The following is a 17,093-nucleotide window of genomic DNA, read 5'->3' as shown; positions in this document are numbered from 1 at the left end:
TAGGCCAAATCGGATAAATGGAGCTTAAAAGAGTAGTTGTAACAGGATTAGGTGCGCTTACTCCTATTGGGAACACCGTTCCAAAATTTTGGGATGGGTTGGTCAATGGAGTAAGCGGAGCTGCTCCTATCACGCATTTTGATGCTGAAAAGTTTAAGACAAAATTTGCCTGTGAGGTAAAGGATTTCGACCCTACTGATTTTATGGATCGAAAAGAAGCGAGAAAGGTAGATCCATTTGTTCATTATGCCATGGCTTCTACTCACGAAGCCGTTCTCGATTCAGGCCTGGACTTCCAACACTTGGATACCCAGAGGATAGGCGTGATATGGGGTTCTGGCATAGGCGGTTTGAAGACGTTTTTGGACGAGGTTTCCAATTTTGCAAATGGGGATGGTACCCCCCGTTTCAACCCATTTTTCATTCCCAAGATGATTCTGGACATTGCTCCCGGTCATATTTCCATCAAATATGGGTTGCGCGGTCCCAATTTTTCCACGGTTTCTGCTTGCGCTTCGTCTACCAATGCATTAATTGATGCTTGCCAGTATATCCGTACCGGATTTGCAGACGTTATTATCAGCGGCGGATCTGAAGCTATTATCAATGAAGCAGGAATTGGCGGATTCAACGCCATGCACGCTTTATCTACCCGTAATGACGACCCAGCCACCGCTTCGCGTCCTTTCGACAAGGACAGGGATGGTTTCGTGGCAGGCGAGGGTTCCGGTACCATTATCTTAGAGAGCCTAGAGCATGCTAAGGCACGGGGAGCCAAGATTTATGCAGAAATAGTTGGCGGTGGCATGAGTGCCGATGCCAATCACATTACCGCACCCCATCCAGAAGGTTTAGGTGCCAAATTGGTCATGACCAACGCGCTGAAAGATGCTAACCTATCCGTTGATGATATCGATTACATCAACGTACATGGTACCTCGACCCCATTGGGCGACATAAGCGAGTCTAAAGCTATATTGGATTTGTTTGGCTCTCATGCTTATGAATTGAACATAAGCAGCACAAAATCTATGACAGGGCATTTGCTTGGTGCAGCGGGAGCGGTAGAGTCTATAGCCTCCATTTTGGCAATCAAGAACGATACGGTTCCTCCGACAATCAATCATTTCACGGACGACCCGCAATTGGATCCGAAGCTCAATTTCACGTTTAACAAAGCTCAGCAACGCAAGGTACAATACGCAATGAGCAACACTTTTGGCTTTGGCGGTCACAATGCTTCTGTCGTATTCAAAAAATACGAAGAATAATGCAAGAAACATCCAACATATTGCTATGAAACACTGCGTTCATAGCAATATGCTCTCTGCGAGAGACACAATGCTTCCTTCCGTCTAACAGCCTACTTTCTAAAGATGTTTATTTCAAATGTATATAAACTCTATGTGTCTCCCAATCGCAAATTTGTAAGGGCACTGAAAAACCTTTTAGGTTTCGTTCCCGGCAATGTGCACCTATATTCCATGGCTTTCAGGCATAAATCTGTTGCCGTAACCATAAAAAAAGGAGCAAAAAACAGCAATGAGCGCTTAGAATTTCTGGGTGATGCGGTATTGGGTGTGATCGTTGCAGAGCAACTTTTTAAACTTTATCCCTATAAGGGTGAGGGGTTTCTTACTGAAATGCGGTCAAAGATTGTCAGCAGGGCTAGCCTCAATCAGCTCGCCCTCAAACTGGGCTTTAACGAGCTGCTGCGCTATGACCCAAAAATGGTTAGCCACTACGGAAAATCGCCTTCCCTTCTGGGAGATGCTTTCGAGGCGCTCATCGGTGCCATCTATCTGGATAAAGGATACACGAAAACCAAAAGCTTTGTACTCAACAGAATTATCAAAAATCACATCGATATTCACCTGTTGGAACGAACGGAGACCAATTTCAAAAGTAGGTTAATAGAGTGGTGCCAGTCTGAGAACAAATCTATCTCTTTCGAACAAGTAGAAAATGCAGAAGGAGAAAGCTCCAAACTATTTACCATTAATGTACTCATTGATGGGCAAATAGAAGGTTCTGGAAGGGACTACAACAAGAAAAATGCGGAAAAACTGGCAGCAGAGAAAGCGTGCGAGAAATTGCATATTCTTTAACGCCCTCAATCCTCGCCAAAATAGCCTTTTAGCTCCTCCAAAGTGCCTTCATTGGTTTCAATGGAACGAATTACTTGCCCTTTCTCCAACAGGATAATGCGCTGACATACCTCGGTAACATGGTTAAGGTCATGACTAGAGATCAATGAGGTGAGCCCCTTGCTACTCCATTCTTTCAACAGATTTTTTAACCTTATTTGCGTGGTAGGATCTAGATTGGCAAAAGGCTCGTCCAATACCAATATCTCTGGCTGCTGTAATAGCGCCGCTGCAATTCCCACTTTGTTTTGATTTCCTTTGGAAAAATCACGAATATATTTGCCACTTTTCAATATCTCGCCATTAAAAAAATCCTTAAAGGCCTCTAATTTATGTAGCGTTTCGGCCTTGGTGTAACCAGACAACCCCCCGATGAAAAAGAAATACTCTTCTGGCGTAAGGTAATCTATTAAAAACCCCTCGTCTAGATAAGACGCCGTATATTGCTTCCAATCATCCGATTTGGAAACATCCATGCCCTTGCTCAGAACAAGACCGAAATCGGGACGGATTAGGTTGAGCAGCATACGGAAGAAAGTTGTCTTCCCTGCGCCATTATTGCCTACCAATCCGATGGTCTCCCCGGCTTCAATGCCTAGGTGTTCGATGTCCACTACGGTGCGACTGCCATATATCTTCTTAAGATGCTGTACTTCTATAATCATTATATTTTTTTTATTCCCTAAACCCTTCGGCTATCTTATATCGCTTCTTTTCAAATGCCTTGACCAGAAAGCCCAACCAAAAGTTCCGCATCAACCACATCAAGGCGCCAAAAATTCCCAAAGCCAGCAATGCCCAATAGCCATTGCCAAAGATTTTGAAAGGAACGTAGATAAAGTAAGGAATGAGCAGGTAAGGCAACATCATCAACCATTGGGAGGCACCCACTCCCTGCCAATTCATGGCAGATGATGAACTTAAATCAAGCCTTTTATAGTTAAAAGTGGCCATATAGAGCACAACGATCGACCCAAAACCAATATTATAAAGTGCAGCAACGAGCTGTATAAGTAATATTTTCCAGCTGATGAGCCCATATAAACTAATGATAGCCGTAACAGCGATTGTATAAATGGTGAATAGCAAAAGCTTCGCCTTTAGGAAACTTTCAATAGAAAGTCTATTTACCAAAAGTCCATCGAAGTGAGCACTTTGCCAGGCAAACATAAACTGCCCATAAAAGAGGATTAGGGTACCCGTCATGAACAAGGCGGCAAAAAGCATCAGCCCAAAAGAATCGGAAGCCAATGCCTCTTTCTTGTAAAATATAAATCCATATGCCATAAAAATCAATCCCGTCATCACGGTGGATCTCGAGCGCTTATGCCGTAAAATGAGCTTCAACTCCAATGCCGCAAGGTCGCCTACCTGTCCAAAGCGATCAAAAAAAGGCATATCTGTGCTTGATTTTTCCTTTTCGGAACCGCTCATTTCTTCCTCGTAAAGATTGTCCGTTATGTAACGACTGTTCCACCAGAAAACACATGCCGCGGCAAGAACGAAAGAAACACATAAATAAGGCCTATTGGCCAATAAGCGGAAAAGACCATCGGAAAGAGACATTAAGGAAAAAAGGCCGTAATAATCGCACAGCATTATGGCCACAATAGAGGCAAAACCACCGATGAGATAACCAGAATTGGCTGTACCCTGACGCTTAAGGTACAAGGCGAGGTAGTTATTAAAAAATATCAAGGATAGTAACGTTACCATATAAGCAATCATCGGCATCGTTCCAAGATCACTATACACCACAGAGACACAGAAAGGAAAAAACAAGATAAGCGGCCAGAGATTAAAAAAAGAAAACAGCGCCTTGATATTCAAAAACTGGACAATGGTAGCTTTTTTTATGCGAAGATGCAGATAGGGGACAATGCTCAATGTAGGCAACTCCTGTAGTTGCAAGCGTAGGATGAGATCTATAGCGAAATAATACAGCAGCAGCCCATTGAAGCTCCTAAGGGCAGATTGCCCACCGAATGCTCTTGCTAGGATGTCAGGCAACGCATAGCCCAAGAAGAGCGCTATTAGCAGCAGGTATGCCATAAACAGTCCAAGGATAATTTGCGAAGCAAGGCCTACTCCCTTATTTCTGGATCTCCAAAATTGTATCCATTGATGATGCAAAAAAGTGAACAACATAGTTTGGCGGATTAAGGTGGCACCAATTGAGCATTCGACACTGCCTATTGTTATAGTACTTAATAGTGACAAGCAAACTTAGGCAAATTCCTCTTAGCAAGCAATATAAATGCGTTTTCTCCTTTTCCGTTGGGAGTTTTAAAGAGGAAATTCACAAAAACATATAATCCACAAGAATATCAATAGCCATATTTTTTATTCCACAGGCTCCGCAAACGCTCTCTGTGCTTTTGTTCTGCCGCATTTTGCCCAGGGTCATAGAGTTTATGCCCGCTAATTGCTTCTGGCAGGAACTCCTGCGTTACAAAGTTCCCTTCATAGGCATGTGCATATTTATAGTCCTGTCCATAATTCAGGTTTTTCATCAGCTTTGTGGGGGCATTCCTGAGGTGAAGCGGTACTGGCAAGTCCCCGGTTTGCTTCACTAAGGCCTGTGCTTTGCCTATCGCTTCATAGGAAGCATTGCTCTTGGGAGAAGATGCCAAATAGGTCACCGTTTGGGAAAGGATGATACGCGACTCGGGCCAGCCTATCACATTGACAGCCTGAAAACAATTATTCGCCAACAACAAGGCATTGGGATTGGCATTACCGATATCTTCTGAAGCTAATATAAGCAACCTTCGCGCAATAAAAGAGGGGTCTTCTCCCCCTTCTATCATTCTTGCCAACCAATAGACAGCTGCATTGGGATCACTTCCCCTTATCGATTTGATGAATGCCGATATAATATCATAATGTTGCTCTCCTGTTTTATCATAGAGCGCCATGTTCTGCTGCACTTGTTGCAATACAAAATCATTTGTAATATCCTTGGTATCTTTCGGCAGGGCATTGATGACCAATTCCAACACATTCAACAACTTTCTGGCATCGCCTCCCGAAATTCGCAGCAAGGCTTCGTGCTCTTTTATTTCTACTCGCCTTTCTTTCAGCAACTCATCTTCTCGCAAGGCCTTTTCCATCAGCCCTTGCAAATCCTTTTCGTCCAATGGCTTCAGGACGTACACCTGGCAGCGAGATAGCAAGGCAGAAATAACCTCGAAGGAGGGGTTTTCTGTCGTAGCTCCTATTAAGGTGACTAGGCCTCGTTCTACGGCCCCAAGCAGGGAGTCTTGTTGTGATTTGGAAAAACGGTGAATTTCGTCGATAAAAAGTATGGGCTGCTCCGAAAATGCATCCTTGCTTCGCTGGGCACTTTCCAATACATCCCTGATATCCTTCACGCCAGAGCTAATGGCACTAAGGCTAAAGAAAGGGCGGTTCAATTGCTGGGATATAATATGCGCCAAGGTGGTTTTGCCCACCCCAGGCGGACCCCATAATATCATCGAAGGAAGTGCGCCACTATCTATTGCTTTTCTCAAAACGGAGTTTGGTCCTATTAGATGTTGCTGCCCCGCGTAATCGCTTATCGAGGAAGGACGCATCCGTTCAGCTAATGGTACATTGGTATTCATCTATTAGCAAATCTAACCAAATTTGTTCTATAACACAACGAATAAAGCCAAGTTTTATAGCATTTTTTGGAACAGTGCCTCTATTTGAAAGACAGAAAAATCCGTATTTCTCAACAATGGATCCGTCGCATAATGTGGTGACCGATTGTTGTTATTCACATCTATTGCTTATATTTGAACAATGTATGGCCGCAACACTGGTATTGCTGCCTTACATTTAGTGAAGAATTACAGTAAGGATTTCATATATGCTAATAAAAGCACTTCATGGAAAATTTAAGGGAGCGATCACTGCTGTTCTCATCCTGTTAGGTTTTGCAAATGCAGCTTGCGCCCAGGAACCTGAGCAAGAACTCTATATGGACAAACCTACTGATTCTATAGCTTTAAGGCGAGAATCCTTTCGTGGCATCGGCCCCGTCCCTTATCATCTTCCTCCGCGAAAAACAGACGAACAATTACTTGAAGACCGTTATGCTGTCATGAAAAATGACGCTGAAATCCTTATAAATCACTTCAAAAAACAAGATTTATATCGTCATCTTTCCGAATGTGGAGATAGCCCAATTGTGGCTATGTCTTCCTTATTTTCAGAGAGAGACAGCCTAAAGGCTGAAAATAGCACTGAAAAATCCTTAATAGCTTCTATCGGTTTTTATCAGAAGCTGGAAAATCGCCGTGCTATGAGCGACCTTCAGAATCGGCTCGCCATGCACTATGCCCAAGAGTCAAAATACCACGAAGCTGTCGCTCTCTTTCATAAGGCCCTGCAAGAAAAAGAATTGCTGGAGGATCGAGTAGCCCAAAAAATCATTATAAGAAACATTGCTTTCGTATATCAACATACTGCCGCCTATCCTGAAGCTACAGGCTATTTTGAACAAGTGGCAAAAATGGCCGATAAAGACAGGGATCTGAACATGCAAGCCGAAGCCCTATCCCATCTGGCACAGATCAAGGCAAAAAATAACCGTATCTCAGAGGCTCAGAACGATGTTATCAAGAAAATAATACCTCTATATAGACGTGCAAAAAACGATGCAGGCAGGATAGAAGCATTTCAAAATCTTGCCTCATTCTATTTGGAAGAGAAAAAATTTACCGAATCCAGGTGGTTTTACCTACAGGCCGTTGAGATAGCTTCCTTAAGAAATCACTATTCGGGCCTAGCCACCAGCCTCTATCAATTGGCTGCCGTTAAAAATCAAATCGCAGAATACGCTCTCGCCATCACCGATTATAAAGCTGCCGAAGGTTTTGCCTTGCAGAGCAAAGACCAGGAACTTCTTTTAAAAATCAATGATGGCTTGTGCAAAGCATACATGGCGGTTGGCGACTATGGAAACGCAAAAAAATGCATCAGCACACACTATTTATTGAAACAAGACCTCTTGCGCTATGCAAAACAAGAACTTGCACAAGCGCTTCTACAAAACTCCACACTTATTGCACAAAAGTGGCCCGACAGGCTTTAGCCATAGGAACTTACCCACGCCATCTTAGCAGCGCTAAATGTTAAAAAATGTGAAAAAAGGCGCCTTTACCCAACTAAATGTCAATTGTTGTATCTGAGGTTTAATTATTGGTTGTTTTTTTGATACTTTTACTCGCTTTAGCGCTAAGAAAGCTAAATTGAATTACAAAGAAATAAATGGATTATAAAGCAATTCAAAAGATGTTAAAAAATTTGTTTTTGGCCTTGTTTGTTGTTACTACCGTAGCATGTAGTGCCAGCCCACGTGTGAATTTAAACGACGAGGGAAATAATGCACTAAAACCAAGTGCCAAACAAGGTATCATTGCAAAAGACCTGTCGGTACTTTTACAAAAAGCACATTATAAGAAAGTTCCTTTCAATGATTCGTTGTCAAACGTGGTGTTCGACAACTACATCGAATCACTGGATGCGGGCAAAAATTATTTTCTGAAAAGCGATATTGATAGTTTCGAAAAATTTCGCCACACCATGCTGGGCGATATACAGAACGGAGATTTATCTTCCATGTTCTATATCTACAATATATACCGCAATAGATATATAGAAAATCTTAGCTATGCACTCTCACAGATAGACAAACAATTTGATTTCACCAAAGATGAACGATTCATCTACAACAGGGAAAACGAAAACTGGTTTGCTAGTGAGAAGGAGGCACAAGATGCATGGACCAAGCGCGTTAAGTACGACAGGTTAAATTTGAAACTTAGCAGTACTGGTAAGGAGGGCGAAGAAGCGAAACAGATCACCACCTTAAAGCAGCGTTATCAGGACCTTATCAACCAGGAAAAAAAATCGAATAGTAACGACGCTTTTCAATATATGATGAATGCCTTTACTGGAGCGGTAGATCCACACACCAACTATTTTATACCCGATGAGGCCCAGCGTTTCAACGAAAACATGTCTCGCTCTTTCGAGGGAATAGGTGCTCTTTTAGGGGTAGAGAATGAAGTTGTAAAGATCGTGAGCGTCGTTCCGGGCGGTCCAGCGTTTAGGGACAAAACCCTGAAGCCTGATGACCGCATAGTAGCTGTAGCCCAGGGTGCGGATGGTGAGTTTGTGGATGTCATAGGTTGGCGCCTCCAAAGTGTTGTATCAAAGATCAAGGGACCTAAAGGGACGACCGTTCGCTTAAAGGTAATTCCAGCTGGCCAACAACTAACTTCCACGCCAAAAATCATCACCCTTGTAAGAGACAAAATCATCAACGAGGAACAGTCTGCAAAGAAACTGCTTAAAGAAGTGAAGGGATCGGACGGTACCACCTATAAAATAGGCATTATAACGGTGCCTGCTTTCTATTTGGACTTTAACGCCATGCGTAAGGGAGACCCCAATTATAAAAGTACTACGCGAGACGTGAGGCTTATTCTCGACACCTTGAAGACCCAACATGTAGATGCCGTTTTGCTTGACTTAAGAGGCAATGGAGGGGGCTCACTTATAGAAGCAGTGGAACTAACGGGACTTTTCATAAAAGAAGGCCCCGTGGTACAAGTACGCGACCCACAGAACCGCATTGAGGTAAACAGTGATGAAGACCCTTCCATCGCTTGGAATGGTCCCTTAGGCGTGCTAATAGACCGCACGAGCGCATCGGCTTCCGAGATATTTGCAGGAGCTATCCAAGATTACGGCAGAGGCATCATTTTGGGCTCACAGTCTTACGGAAAAGGAACCGTACAGAGTGCTGTTCCGATGGACCAGTTTATCAGCCGTACCGATCGTTTGCTCCTCAAGGCAAAAAATGATGGAGAAAACATCTCTGAGGAGGTAGCCCCAGAAGGTGCCCCCCAATTTGGGCAGATCAATTTCACTACCTATAAGTTTTATCGAGTAAATGGCAGTAGTACACAACATAAAGGAGTGATGCCCGACATCACTTTCCCTTCGATTTATCCAGTGGATAAGTTTGGCGAGAGTTCGGAAAAGGCAGCCTTGCCTTGGGATCAGATAAAAACTTCAAATTATACTCCTTGGGCAGATCTTTCGAAGATCAAGACAGAACTAGAGAAAGAGCATAAGGCGCGGATGGAGTCTTCTCCCGAATACAAATACCTGCTGGAAGACATTGCACTTTTAAATAAACGCCAGGAAGAGTCTTCCGTTTCTCTAGAGGAAAAGACGTTGAAAGAAGAGAGGGATGATTTAGAAGCGAAGAATCTAGCGCGCGCAAATGCGCAACGCGCTCTTAGGGGATTACCTCCTTTGAAAAAGGGAGAGGCTATCCCTCGTACCGATGATGACTTCATAAGGGATGAAAGTTTAAACGTCTTAGCGGATTATCTAAAATTAAACGGTCCTACCGCCAAGCTAGCGGCTGTAGCGTATAAGTAATTGGCTCGTTTAATAAGATTTAATAGTTGCAAATCATAATGAAGGAAGATACAACAGCGGAAACCGTAATTCACAATATAAAATATAGAAGGAGCATCTTTCCTGCAAGCTACTCTGATCAAGAGATCTCCAAGGATACACTCATTACCTTGTTGGAATGTGCAAATGATGCCCCGACGCATAAGCGCACAGAGCCATGGCGCTTTACCGTATTTAGAAAGCAAGGGCTGGTTCGCTTGGCCGAGAAACTTGCCGAGATCTATAAGGATAGCGTAGATAACGAACTTTTCGTTCAGAAGAAATACGATGTAACCTACGAAAAGGTCACACAATCCAGTGCTGTTTTAGCCATTGTTGTAAACTATAGTGGTAAGGTTCCGGAATGGGAGGAACTAGCAGCCGTATCGTGTGCTGTCCAGAATATCTGGTTGGCAGCAGCGGCAAAGGGCATCGGCAGCTATTGGAGTAGCCCTAGTTCTGCCACCCAACTAAGCGAGTTCCTCAATCTCAAAGAGAACCAACAATGCTTAGGATTATTTTATATGGGCTATCACAGCGAAGCAGAAAGGGAAAGTGTGCGTACACCTATTAGTGAGAAAATCACCTGGATTGAAGGATAGTTAGGCAATTTTGAATATCAACGAAAGGGATTAACCCGGCTTACGCTATTAATAAACGGGGAGTCGGGTTTTATTTTTTCTGGCTGCTAGCCTTTCCTTTGCTTATTTGTTGAATCAAAGACCCCCAGGCAAAAGGGTTGAGTAAGGGGTTGGCCATGCGCTGGTTAATGTTCTTGATAGACATATTATGATGTCTTGCATTATAACTCCAGTTTTGCATCTCTGTAGCATCCATAGGCGTGTTTTCCTTTAGAGCCATTATGCTTTCATAACTGAGATTACGCTGAGCAATAAGATAATCGTCGTCAGCGATTTGCAAATTCATAAAATCATACGTAAATTCTTCAACGCTGGCCCATGGATAAATGTCCACCACGGGCAAGTCTACGATATGTGGAGACATCTCTATTTTGGTGGTCACATTGAACCCGTCGGCCTGTGGCACCACAAAAACGACTCTTTCATAGCCCACGGCACTCAAACGAATAGTGTCGCCTACATTGGCCGCAAAAGAGAAGAACCCTTGATGGTTTGCGTTATGGATTTCCTCAAGATGCGAAAGGTTTACTAAGGTCACGTAAGGCACTACCTCTCCTGTTGTAGCATTGCGTATCATGCCACTAAATTGTACCAACTTCTTCTCTTTAGATAATTGCTGGGATGAAACTTCTGTTATACCAGCAAAAAACATCACAAATATCAGAAACGAAAAATATCTCATCATCAAGTTGTAAAGCTATAAAATATCAAGGGCTTAATTTCGTTAAAATATGTTAATTGCCCTACGCACATAGCTCAATCTTAAATTTTCTAGCCCAAAGCATTGGGGCTAATAGCATTCGCATCTTTTATATCTGTAATATTGATCGCCTCCACGCTGCTAATTTCTGGAACAGCCTTTTTTATTGCCTGCTCCAACCCCGCCTTGAAAGTCATAATGCTCATTGAGCAGGAAGCACAAGAACCCAACAGACGAAGCTTCACTACATTATCTGGAGTAATCTCCTCGATTGACACGTTCCCTCCGTCTGCTTCCAAATACGGCCTCATCGTATCCAATGCCTGCTCCACTTTTTCTTTTAAACTCGCTCCCATAATCTGGTTATTTTAAACTGTAAAGATACTTATTTTTTATCAAAATAAATGCAGCACAAATCAAACGTTCTCCTTTTCCCTTACATGCAGCAGCGAGACCTGTTGCGCCATACGTTCAGCAATGGTTGCAAATACCCCAGCAATTGGAGAATCTTCATCCAATACAATAGGGAACCCATTATCCCCTGCATCGCTCATGCTTTTCACTAGAGGCACTTCTCCGAGAAAGGGAAGGTCAAAATCCTTTGCCAAGCGCTTCCCTCCGTCTTTTCCGAAGATATAATATTTGCTTTCGGGCAATTCTGCAGGAGTGAAATAGGCCATGTTTTCCACTATGCCAAGTATGGGAATATCAATGTTATTCATCATAAACATGCCCATCCCCTTGATTGCATCGGCCAAGGCCACTTGCTGCGGCGTAGTCACAATCACAGCACCAGTGATGGGATAGTTTTGCGCCACTGTTATATGGATATCGCCAGTGCCTGGAGGGAGGTCCACTACCAGATAGTCCAGCTCTCCCCAATCCGCATCGCTAAAAAGCTGCTTGATCGCAGCGCTTACCATTGGGCCCCGCCATGGCACAGGCTGCCTAGGATCTGTAAAGAAACCTATTGAGAGCAGTTTAATACCAAATCGTTCAATAGGCTGAATACGTGTTTTCCCGTCTGGTGTTTGCGAGGCTTGTGGCCTGGCACCTTCTACGCCAAACATCAGCGGTTGTGATGGCCCATATATATCTGCGTCCAGCAAGCCCACCTTTGCGCCCTTTTCCGCCAGTGAAAGTGCCAGGTTGGCAGCTACGGTAGACTTACCCACTCCTCCTTTTCCTGAAGCTACCAGGATGATATTCTTTATGTCCGCCAGTTGCGCCTGCTCCGGCAAAGCGGTCACTTTCGAAGTCATATGGATATCTACTTCAATATCTTTGTCTACAAAATAGCTAATGGCATTTCTACAAGCATGTTCAATATGATCTTTCATAGGGCAAGCTGGAGTTGTCAACACGACACTGAACCGCAAGCGATTTGGCGTAATTTCTATATCCCTAATCATGTTTAAGGTGACCAGATCTTTCTTGAAATCCGGATCTTCCACATTGCTCAACGCCACTAGCACCTGTTCTCTCGTAATCATATCCTTTAAATTCCGTCTTTTTTTGAAGAATACAAATTTACTAAATCATCGGCTATTAATTTGATCCTTACGCCATAATAATGATCTTTGCCGCTTATTCTACATAAAATCAACAAATGGATGGGCGCAAGTATGGTCAACAAAGGCAACAGAACGCAATATTTGGCTCAAATCTTGCTTATGTGCCAGAGACATTGTCTCCTATTCTGCAATACACATGTTTGATATAAAAAAAATCAAGTTGCAACATAGGCACCTGAAAGTGGCTGCCTATATCATTGGTGCATTTTTTTTAGTGGCGCTCATTGCGCTATTCGTTATTTACAAAAAAAGAGACGATTTGCTTAAGCATGCCATCGCTAAGACAAAAGCCAAATTGCTTGAAGATTATGAAATAGATTTTCAGACAGGCAAATATGGTTTTTCTGGTTTCAAAACCGTCTATTTATCAAACATCTCCTTGGTTCCTCAACAACGCGACACCCTTTTGACCATGAATACTTTGGCGGTAAGCGTGAAGTTTTGGCCTCTACTAAAAGGAGAGATACAGGTCTCGGAAGTACAAACAGCGGATATTCATCTACAGTTTGTGAAAAGAGACACCACTAGCAACTATGACTTTCTGTTCCGCAAACAGGACAAAGAAAAAGATCTCATAGACAAAAACACATCCACCAACCTTGCCCAGCTTGCCGACGGCATTATAAACAGTGTGCTTTACAAGATACCCGACAATATGGAGCTGAGCAACCTTATTTGGTCCTACCGCGATGACAGCCTTAACCAACGGCTCACCGTCCCAGAGGCAACGATAAGAAATGGGAATTTGCAAAGCACTATCTGGCTAAACGCGAAAGAAGCACTATGGCACTTAACAGGCAAGGTTGACCCTGGGAACAAGCACTTCAACATCAAGCTATTTGCAGAAAATCAGCCTATAGAACTGCCTGTTATAAAGAAAAAATATGGTCTTACCCTACGCTTCGACACACTGTCTGCCAACTTGGATCAGGTATCTTTTAGGCAAGGTGATAACCTGGAAATTGTCGGTGGTGGCGGCGTCAGCAATCTTTCTATACACCACTGGCGCATTAATGAAGAGCCCGTTACCGTAGACAACGCACACATCGAGGCAATTTTATCCATAGGCAAAAACTATATAGAGCTGAAAGACAAGTCAACATTTCACCTAAAGAACATGATGGCGCATCCATATGCGAAATTAACACTTGACAGCAGCAAGAAGGTCCAGCTGGGGTTAAGAATGCCGGAACAATCCGCCCAGGATTTTTTTGACGCACTCCCTCACGGCCTTTTTGACAACCTGGAAGGTATACGCGTGGCAGGCAAGCTCAAATATACTCTTGACTTTGCGATAGACATGAATATGCCCGATAGTGTCAAGCTATATTCTTCCTTGGACAAAAAAGATTTCAAGATCAACTCTTGGGGCAAGACAAATTTATCCAAGATAAACGCTCCTTTCGTATATACGCCATATGAGTACGGAAAACCTATGCGAAATATCCTAGTGAGCACGGAAAACCCCAACTTCACCCCTATTGATCAGATTTCTCCCTACTTAAAAAACGCTATACTTACAGCAGAAGACCCTTCTTTCTTTAGCCACAAAGGCTTCGTAAACGAAGCTATTCGAAATTCCATCGCCACGAACATCAAGGTGAAGTCGTTTAAAAGAGGAGGGAGTACAATATCCATGCAATTGGTAAAAAACGTTTACCTCGGTCGTGAAAAAACCTTGGCTAGGAAAATAGAGGAAATATTGATGGTATGGCTTATAGAAAACAACAGGGTATCCAGCAAGGAACGTATGTTTGAAGTCTACCTAAACATCATAGAATGGGGTAGAAACGTATATGGAATAGGGGAAGCTTCTAGGTATTATTTTGGAAAAAGCGCTTCTGAGCTCAATTTGGGCGAAAGTATTTACCTGACCAGTATTGTGCCCAAACCGAAAACTGGCCTATATCCTTTCCAATATACCGGAGAGCTAAAACCTTACATGGGAGCGTATTATCGGTTGATTGGGGGTATTATGGCACGTAGAGGATTGGCTCCTTATGACAGCACCAATACTTATGGGATGTATAATGTAAGTCTCCGCGAACCGTTGCGCCCTGCCAAACCTGCCTATTTAGAAACAGACTCATTGGCTATCGACTCCATTTATATAGACGAAGAAGTTGAAGAAAAAAGAAACCTATTCCAACGTATATTTGGCGGAGGCAAAAAAGAGAAAAACGAAGATGACGATACAGATAGATAAGAAAGAATTTGAGTTGTTGCTTGAATACGACCAAATCGAAAAGAATATTCGACTCATCGGGATTCAAATTAACGTCGCCTACGAAAAGCGTTTACCTGTTTTTATCAGTGTATTGAATGGTTCTTTTATGTTTGCAGCCGATTTGTTGAAAGAAATCGAAATAGGCTGCGAAATATCTTTTGTGAAGCTTGCGTCCTACCAAGGTGAGCGGCAGAGTGAGCAAATAAAGAACCTGATAGGCCTAAACATGAGCCTTCAGGACAGGGAGGTTATTATCTTGGAAGACATTGTGGAGAGCGGCAATACGCTGAAACAGGTAATAGAGCTTGTTAAGAAAGAAAAACCTGCCAGCGTGGCCGTTTGTACCTTGTTGCTAAAACCTGCTGCATTACAGCACGATTTTGACGAGATCGCTTACGTAGGCTTCGAGATTGAGAATGAATTTGTGGTTGGGTATGGCCTGGACTACAATGGCTTAGGACGAAATTTAAAAGACATCTACCGATTGAAAAGAGAGATCCCTTAAAATATCCGGCCACACTGAACAATAACCTTACGATTGACTATCTTTGCTGCAAAATATAGGTCATGAAGTTTCACAAGGAAGGGTATAGCACTTTAGCCATTTGCGTATTGTTCATATTTGTCGCCAATGCGTTGATTCATTTTTATTTTTCTGAAAACAGCTATTTGATATGGGCCGTTTATATCTTATCCTTCCTGCTTTTTATAACTATAGTACAGTTTTTTAGGAGTCCTATTCGCAAATTGACAGCCGATGATTTGGCCATCGTAAGTCCAGCAGACGGAAAGGTGGTGGTTATAGAAGAAACAGAGGAAACAGAATACTTTCATGACAAGCGGATTCAAATATCCATTTTCATGTCTCCCATAAATGTGCATAGCAACCGAAGTCCGATAAAGGGCGTGGTTCGCTTTTTCAAATACCATCCGGGCAAATACCTAATGGCATGGAATCCAAAATCATCTACATTGAATGAACGCACAACTATCGTCGTAGAAAATGAAAGGGGCATACCCATTCTTTTCAGACAGATAGCGGGAGCCCTTGCCAGGCGGATCGTTTGGTATGTAGAGGAGGGCAAGGAAGTGAAACAAGGGGAGGAATTCGGTTTTATAAAATTTGGCTCGCGCGTAGACGTCTTCCTTCCACTTGGTACGGAAATTCAAGTTAAGCTTGGAGACAAAGTGACGGGCGGAGTAAGCACTATCGCCCAACTAAATATTTAACATAACAAAGGACAGAAACAGATCATGCAATTTCGCCTGTTAGTTTTCATCAATGCTCTTGTGGTCTCCATGAGCTTGGCTTGCATGCATTTTTATTTCCAACGCAATTTAGAAGAGGCATTGTACACTTTTGCTATTGCATTTGCCTTGAGCTTTCTTGTTTTCTATTATATGATAGAAAAATACGTGCATCGCCGCATCCTGCTCATATACAAATTCATTCATAACCTCAAATTGGGGAAAGACCTGAAGAATGTCATAGGCGAGCATCGTTCTGACGACCCTATTAACGATTTGCAGAAAGAAGTACGCGAATGGGCCATTGAGAAAAAGGCGGAGATAGATACACTAAAGAATCAAGAACAATTTCGTCGTGAGTTCCTTTCAAATATTTCACACGAATTTAAGACTCCACTATTTGCAGTACAGGGTTATCTGGAAGCTTTGAAGGATGGCTTAATAGAAGAAGACGTCCAAACCGCTCAGAAATTCTTGGACAAGGCTTCCCAAAACGTAGACCGCCTCAATTACCTAATAAACGATCTGAACGAGATTTCTAAGCTGGAAAACAGGGAGATAAGAATGAACTATACCCGATTTGATATCGCTTCTCTTATCAAGGAGGTACTGGAATCTTTAGATCTAAAAGCCAAAAAATACCATATCCATCTTGTATTCAAGGAAAAGTACCACGGCCCCACCTGGGTTTATGCAGACAGGGAAAAGATGAGGCAGGTTCTGATCAATCTAGTTTCCAATTCCATCAAATACGGCAAAGAAGATGGATATACGCACATAAAAACCTATGAACTTTTTGACCAGATATTGATTGAAGTAACGGATGACGGCATGGGTATCGAAGAACGGTACTTACCGCGCCTATTCGAGCGTTTTTTCCGTACCGAAAAGAGCAGGTCTCGCCAAGTAGGAGGGTCGGGCTTAGGCTTAGCTATCGTTAAGCATATCCTCGAAGCTCACCAACAGACCATTTCGGTCAGAAGCACCGAAGGAATTGGCTCTACATTTGCTTTCACTATACAGAAAGCAAAGCCCAAATTTTGACTTTAATCTTATAGCTTTGCAGGAAAGTTAACATTAACTTAACATTAG

Annotated in this window: 15 protein-coding genes; 9 read left to right on the top strand and 6 right to left on the bottom strand. The window is 42.9% G+C overall.

What is annotated here, in order from left to right; genetic code table 11:
* The first annotated feature begins 17 nt into the window (after window positions 1-17).
* Together fabF and rnc are read left to right on the top strand one after the other, a co-directional pair.
* Window positions 18-1,271, top strand: a complete 1,254-nt coding sequence (gene fabF, locus A37S_RS0107230; RefSeq protein ID WP_028296414.1) for a beta-ketoacyl-ACP synthase II — start codon at window positions 18-20, stop codon at window positions 1,269-1,271.
* Window positions 1,272-1,376: 105 nt separating this feature from the next.
* Window positions 1,377-2,108 (top strand): ribonuclease III, encoded by a 732-nt coding sequence (rnc, locus tag A37S_RS0107225; RefSeq protein ID WP_028296413.1) that lies wholly within the window; start codon window positions 1,377-1,379, stop codon window positions 2,106-2,108.
* Between the two features lie 5 nt (window positions 2,109-2,113).
* On the opposite strand, the gene A37S_RS0107220 is transcribed toward rnc, so the two are convergent.
* From A37S_RS0107220 to A37S_RS0107210, 3 genes are all read right to left on the bottom strand, one after another.
* The gene (locus A37S_RS0107220) at window positions 2,114-2,812 is read right to left on the bottom strand and encodes an ABC transporter ATP-binding protein (protein WP_028296412.1); all 699 of its coding nucleotides are present in this window, start codon (window positions 2,810-2,812) and stop codon (window positions 2,114-2,116) included.
* Between the two features lie 10 nt (window positions 2,813-2,822).
* The gene (locus tag A37S_RS0107215) at window positions 2,823-4,295 is read right to left on the bottom strand and encodes a DUF5687 family protein (RefSeq protein WP_028296411.1); all 1,473 of its coding nucleotides are present in this window, start codon (window positions 4,293-4,295) and stop codon (window positions 2,823-2,825) included.
* Window positions 4,296-4,474: 179 nt separating this feature from the next.
* Window positions 4,475-5,755, bottom strand: a complete 1,281-nt coding sequence (locus A37S_RS0107210) for a replication-associated recombination protein A (RefSeq protein WP_028296410.1) — start codon at window positions 5,753-5,755, stop codon at window positions 4,475-4,477.
* Window positions 5,756-6,003: 248 nt separating this feature from the next.
* On the opposite strand from A37S_RS0107210, the gene A37S_RS0107205 reads away from it, so the two are divergent.
* From A37S_RS0107205 to A37S_RS0107195, 3 genes are all read left to right on the top strand, one after another.
* Window positions 6,004-7,230 carry a tetratricopeptide repeat protein gene (locus tag A37S_RS0107205; protein ID WP_028296409.1) on the top strand — a complete coding sequence of 409 codons (1,227 nt, stop codon included), beginning with the start codon at window positions 6,004-6,006 and terminating at the stop codon, window positions 7,228-7,230.
* A gap of 200 nt (window positions 7,231-7,430) precedes the next feature.
* A complete protein-coding gene (locus A37S_RS0107200) occupies window positions 7,431-9,593 on the top strand; it encodes a carboxy terminal-processing peptidase (protein ID WP_084163791.1) in 2,163 nt (720 codons plus the stop codon).
* A gap of 38 nt (window positions 9,594-9,631) precedes the next feature.
* Window positions 9,632-10,213 (top strand): nitroreductase family protein, encoded by a 582-nt coding sequence (locus A37S_RS0107195; protein WP_028296407.1) that lies wholly within the window; start codon window positions 9,632-9,634, stop codon window positions 10,211-10,213.
* A gap of 70 nt (window positions 10,214-10,283) precedes the next feature.
* On the opposite strand, the gene A37S_RS0107190 is transcribed toward A37S_RS0107195, so the two are convergent.
* From A37S_RS0107190 to A37S_RS0107180, 3 genes are all read right to left on the bottom strand, one after another.
* The gene (locus A37S_RS0107190) at window positions 10,284-10,937 is read right to left on the bottom strand and encodes a peptidase associated/transthyretin-like domain-containing protein (protein ID WP_028296406.1); all 654 of its coding nucleotides are present in this window, start codon (window positions 10,935-10,937) and stop codon (window positions 10,284-10,286) included.
* An 86-nt stretch (window positions 10,938-11,023) separates the two neighbouring features.
* Window positions 11,024-11,308: a NifU family protein gene (locus A37S_RS0107185; protein WP_028296405.1), complete on the bottom strand. Its 285-nt coding sequence runs from the start codon at window positions 11,306-11,308 to the stop codon at window positions 11,024-11,026.
* Window positions 11,309-11,368: 60 nt separating this feature from the next.
* Window positions 11,369-12,445: an Mrp/NBP35 family ATP-binding protein gene (locus A37S_RS0107180; protein ID WP_028296404.1), complete on the bottom strand. Its 1,077-nt coding sequence runs from the start codon at window positions 12,443-12,445 to the stop codon at window positions 11,369-11,371.
* Between the two features lie 217 nt (window positions 12,446-12,662).
* On the opposite strand from A37S_RS0107180, the gene A37S_RS23865 reads away from it, so the two are divergent.
* The 4 genes from A37S_RS23865 (at window position 12,663) to A37S_RS0107160 (ending at window position 17,045) form a co-directional block, all read left to right on the top strand.
* Entirely contained in the window at window positions 12,663-14,732 is a 2,070-nt protein-coding gene (locus A37S_RS23865; RefSeq protein WP_036601678.1) for a biosynthetic peptidoglycan transglycosylase, read from the top strand.
* On the top strand, window positions 14,713-15,258 hold the full coding sequence (gene hpt, locus A37S_RS0107170; protein ID WP_028296403.1) for a hypoxanthine phosphoribosyltransferase: 546 nt from the start codon (window positions 14,713-14,715) through the stop codon (window positions 15,256-15,258). The genes A37S_RS23865 and hpt overlap by 20 nt, the downstream gene beginning before the upstream one ends.
* Before the next feature lie 62 nt (window positions 15,259-15,320).
* Window positions 15,321-15,983, top strand: a complete 663-nt coding sequence (locus tag A37S_RS0107165; RefSeq protein WP_028296402.1) for a phosphatidylserine decarboxylase family protein — start codon at window positions 15,321-15,323, stop codon at window positions 15,981-15,983.
* A gap of 24 nt (window positions 15,984-16,007) precedes the next feature.
* Entirely contained in the window at window positions 16,008-17,045 is a 1,038-nt protein-coding gene (locus A37S_RS0107160) for a sensor histidine kinase (protein ID WP_028296401.1), read from the top strand.
* Window positions 17,046-17,093: the final 48 nt, after the last annotated feature.

This window comes from Olivibacter sitiensis DSM 17696 (assembly GCF_000427965.1).
GTDB classification, from domain to species: domain Bacteria; phylum Bacteroidota; class Bacteroidia; order Sphingobacteriales; family Sphingobacteriaceae; genus Olivibacter; species Olivibacter sitiensis.
The sequence above is the reverse complement of the archived record's forward strand: the minus strand, read 5'-3'. Positions and strand labels throughout refer to the sequence as shown.

What these genes read in the sequence shown, in the direction of transcription:
- A37S_RS0107180 (WP_028296404.1), bottom strand. Translation starts at nt 12,445, where the DNA reads ATGATTACGAGAGAACAGGTGCTAGTGGCGTTGAGCAATGTGGAAGAT.
- A37S_RS0107185 (WP_028296405.1), bottom strand. Translation starts at nt 11,308, where the DNA reads ATGGGAGCGAGTTTAAAAGAAAAAGTGGAGCAGGCATTGGATACGATG.
- A37S_RS0107160 (WP_028296401.1), top strand. Translation starts at nt 16,008, where the DNA reads ATGCAATTTCGCCTGTTAGTTTTCATCAATGCTCTTGTGGTCTCCATG.
- hpt (WP_028296403.1), top strand. Translation starts at nt 14,713, where the DNA reads ATGACGATACAGATAGATAAGAAAGAATTTGAGTTGTTGCTTGAATAC.
- A37S_RS0107195 (WP_028296407.1), top strand. Translation starts at nt 9,632, where the DNA reads ATGAAGGAAGATACAACAGCGGAAACCGTAATTCACAATATAAAATAT.
- A37S_RS23865 (WP_036601678.1), top strand. Translation starts at nt 12,663, where the DNA reads ATGTTTGATATAAAAAAAATCAAGTTGCAACATAGGCACCTGAAAGTG.
- A37S_RS0107210 (WP_028296410.1), bottom strand. Translation starts at nt 5,755, where the DNA reads ATGAATACCAATGTACCATTAGCTGAACGGATGCGTCCTTCCTCGATA.
- A37S_RS0107220 (WP_028296412.1), bottom strand. Translation starts at nt 2,812, where the DNA reads ATGATTATAGAAGTACAGCATCTTAAGAAGATATATGGCAGTCGCACC.
- A37S_RS0107205 (WP_028296409.1), top strand. Translation starts at nt 6,004, where the DNA reads ATGCTAATAAAAGCACTTCATGGAAAATTTAAGGGAGCGATCACTGCT.
- rnc (WP_028296413.1), top strand. Translation starts at nt 1,377, where the DNA reads ATGTTTATTTCAAATGTATATAAACTCTATGTGTCTCCCAATCGCAAA.
- A37S_RS0107190 (WP_028296406.1), bottom strand. Translation starts at nt 10,937, where the DNA reads ATGATGAGATATTTTTCGTTTCTGATATTTGTGATGTTTTTTGCTGGT.
- A37S_RS0107215 (WP_028296411.1), bottom strand. Translation starts at nt 4,295, where the DNA reads ATGTTGTTCACTTTTTTGCATCATCAATGGATACAATTTTGGAGATCC.
- A37S_RS0107165 (WP_028296402.1), top strand. Translation starts at nt 15,321, where the DNA reads ATGAAGTTTCACAAGGAAGGGTATAGCACTTTAGCCATTTGCGTATTG.
- fabF (WP_028296414.1), top strand. Translation starts at nt 18, where the DNA reads ATGGAGCTTAAAAGAGTAGTTGTAACAGGATTAGGTGCGCTTACTCCT.
- A37S_RS0107200 (WP_084163791.1), top strand. Translation starts at nt 7,431, where the DNA reads ATGTTAAAAAATTTGTTTTTGGCCTTGTTTGTTGTTACTACCGTAGCA.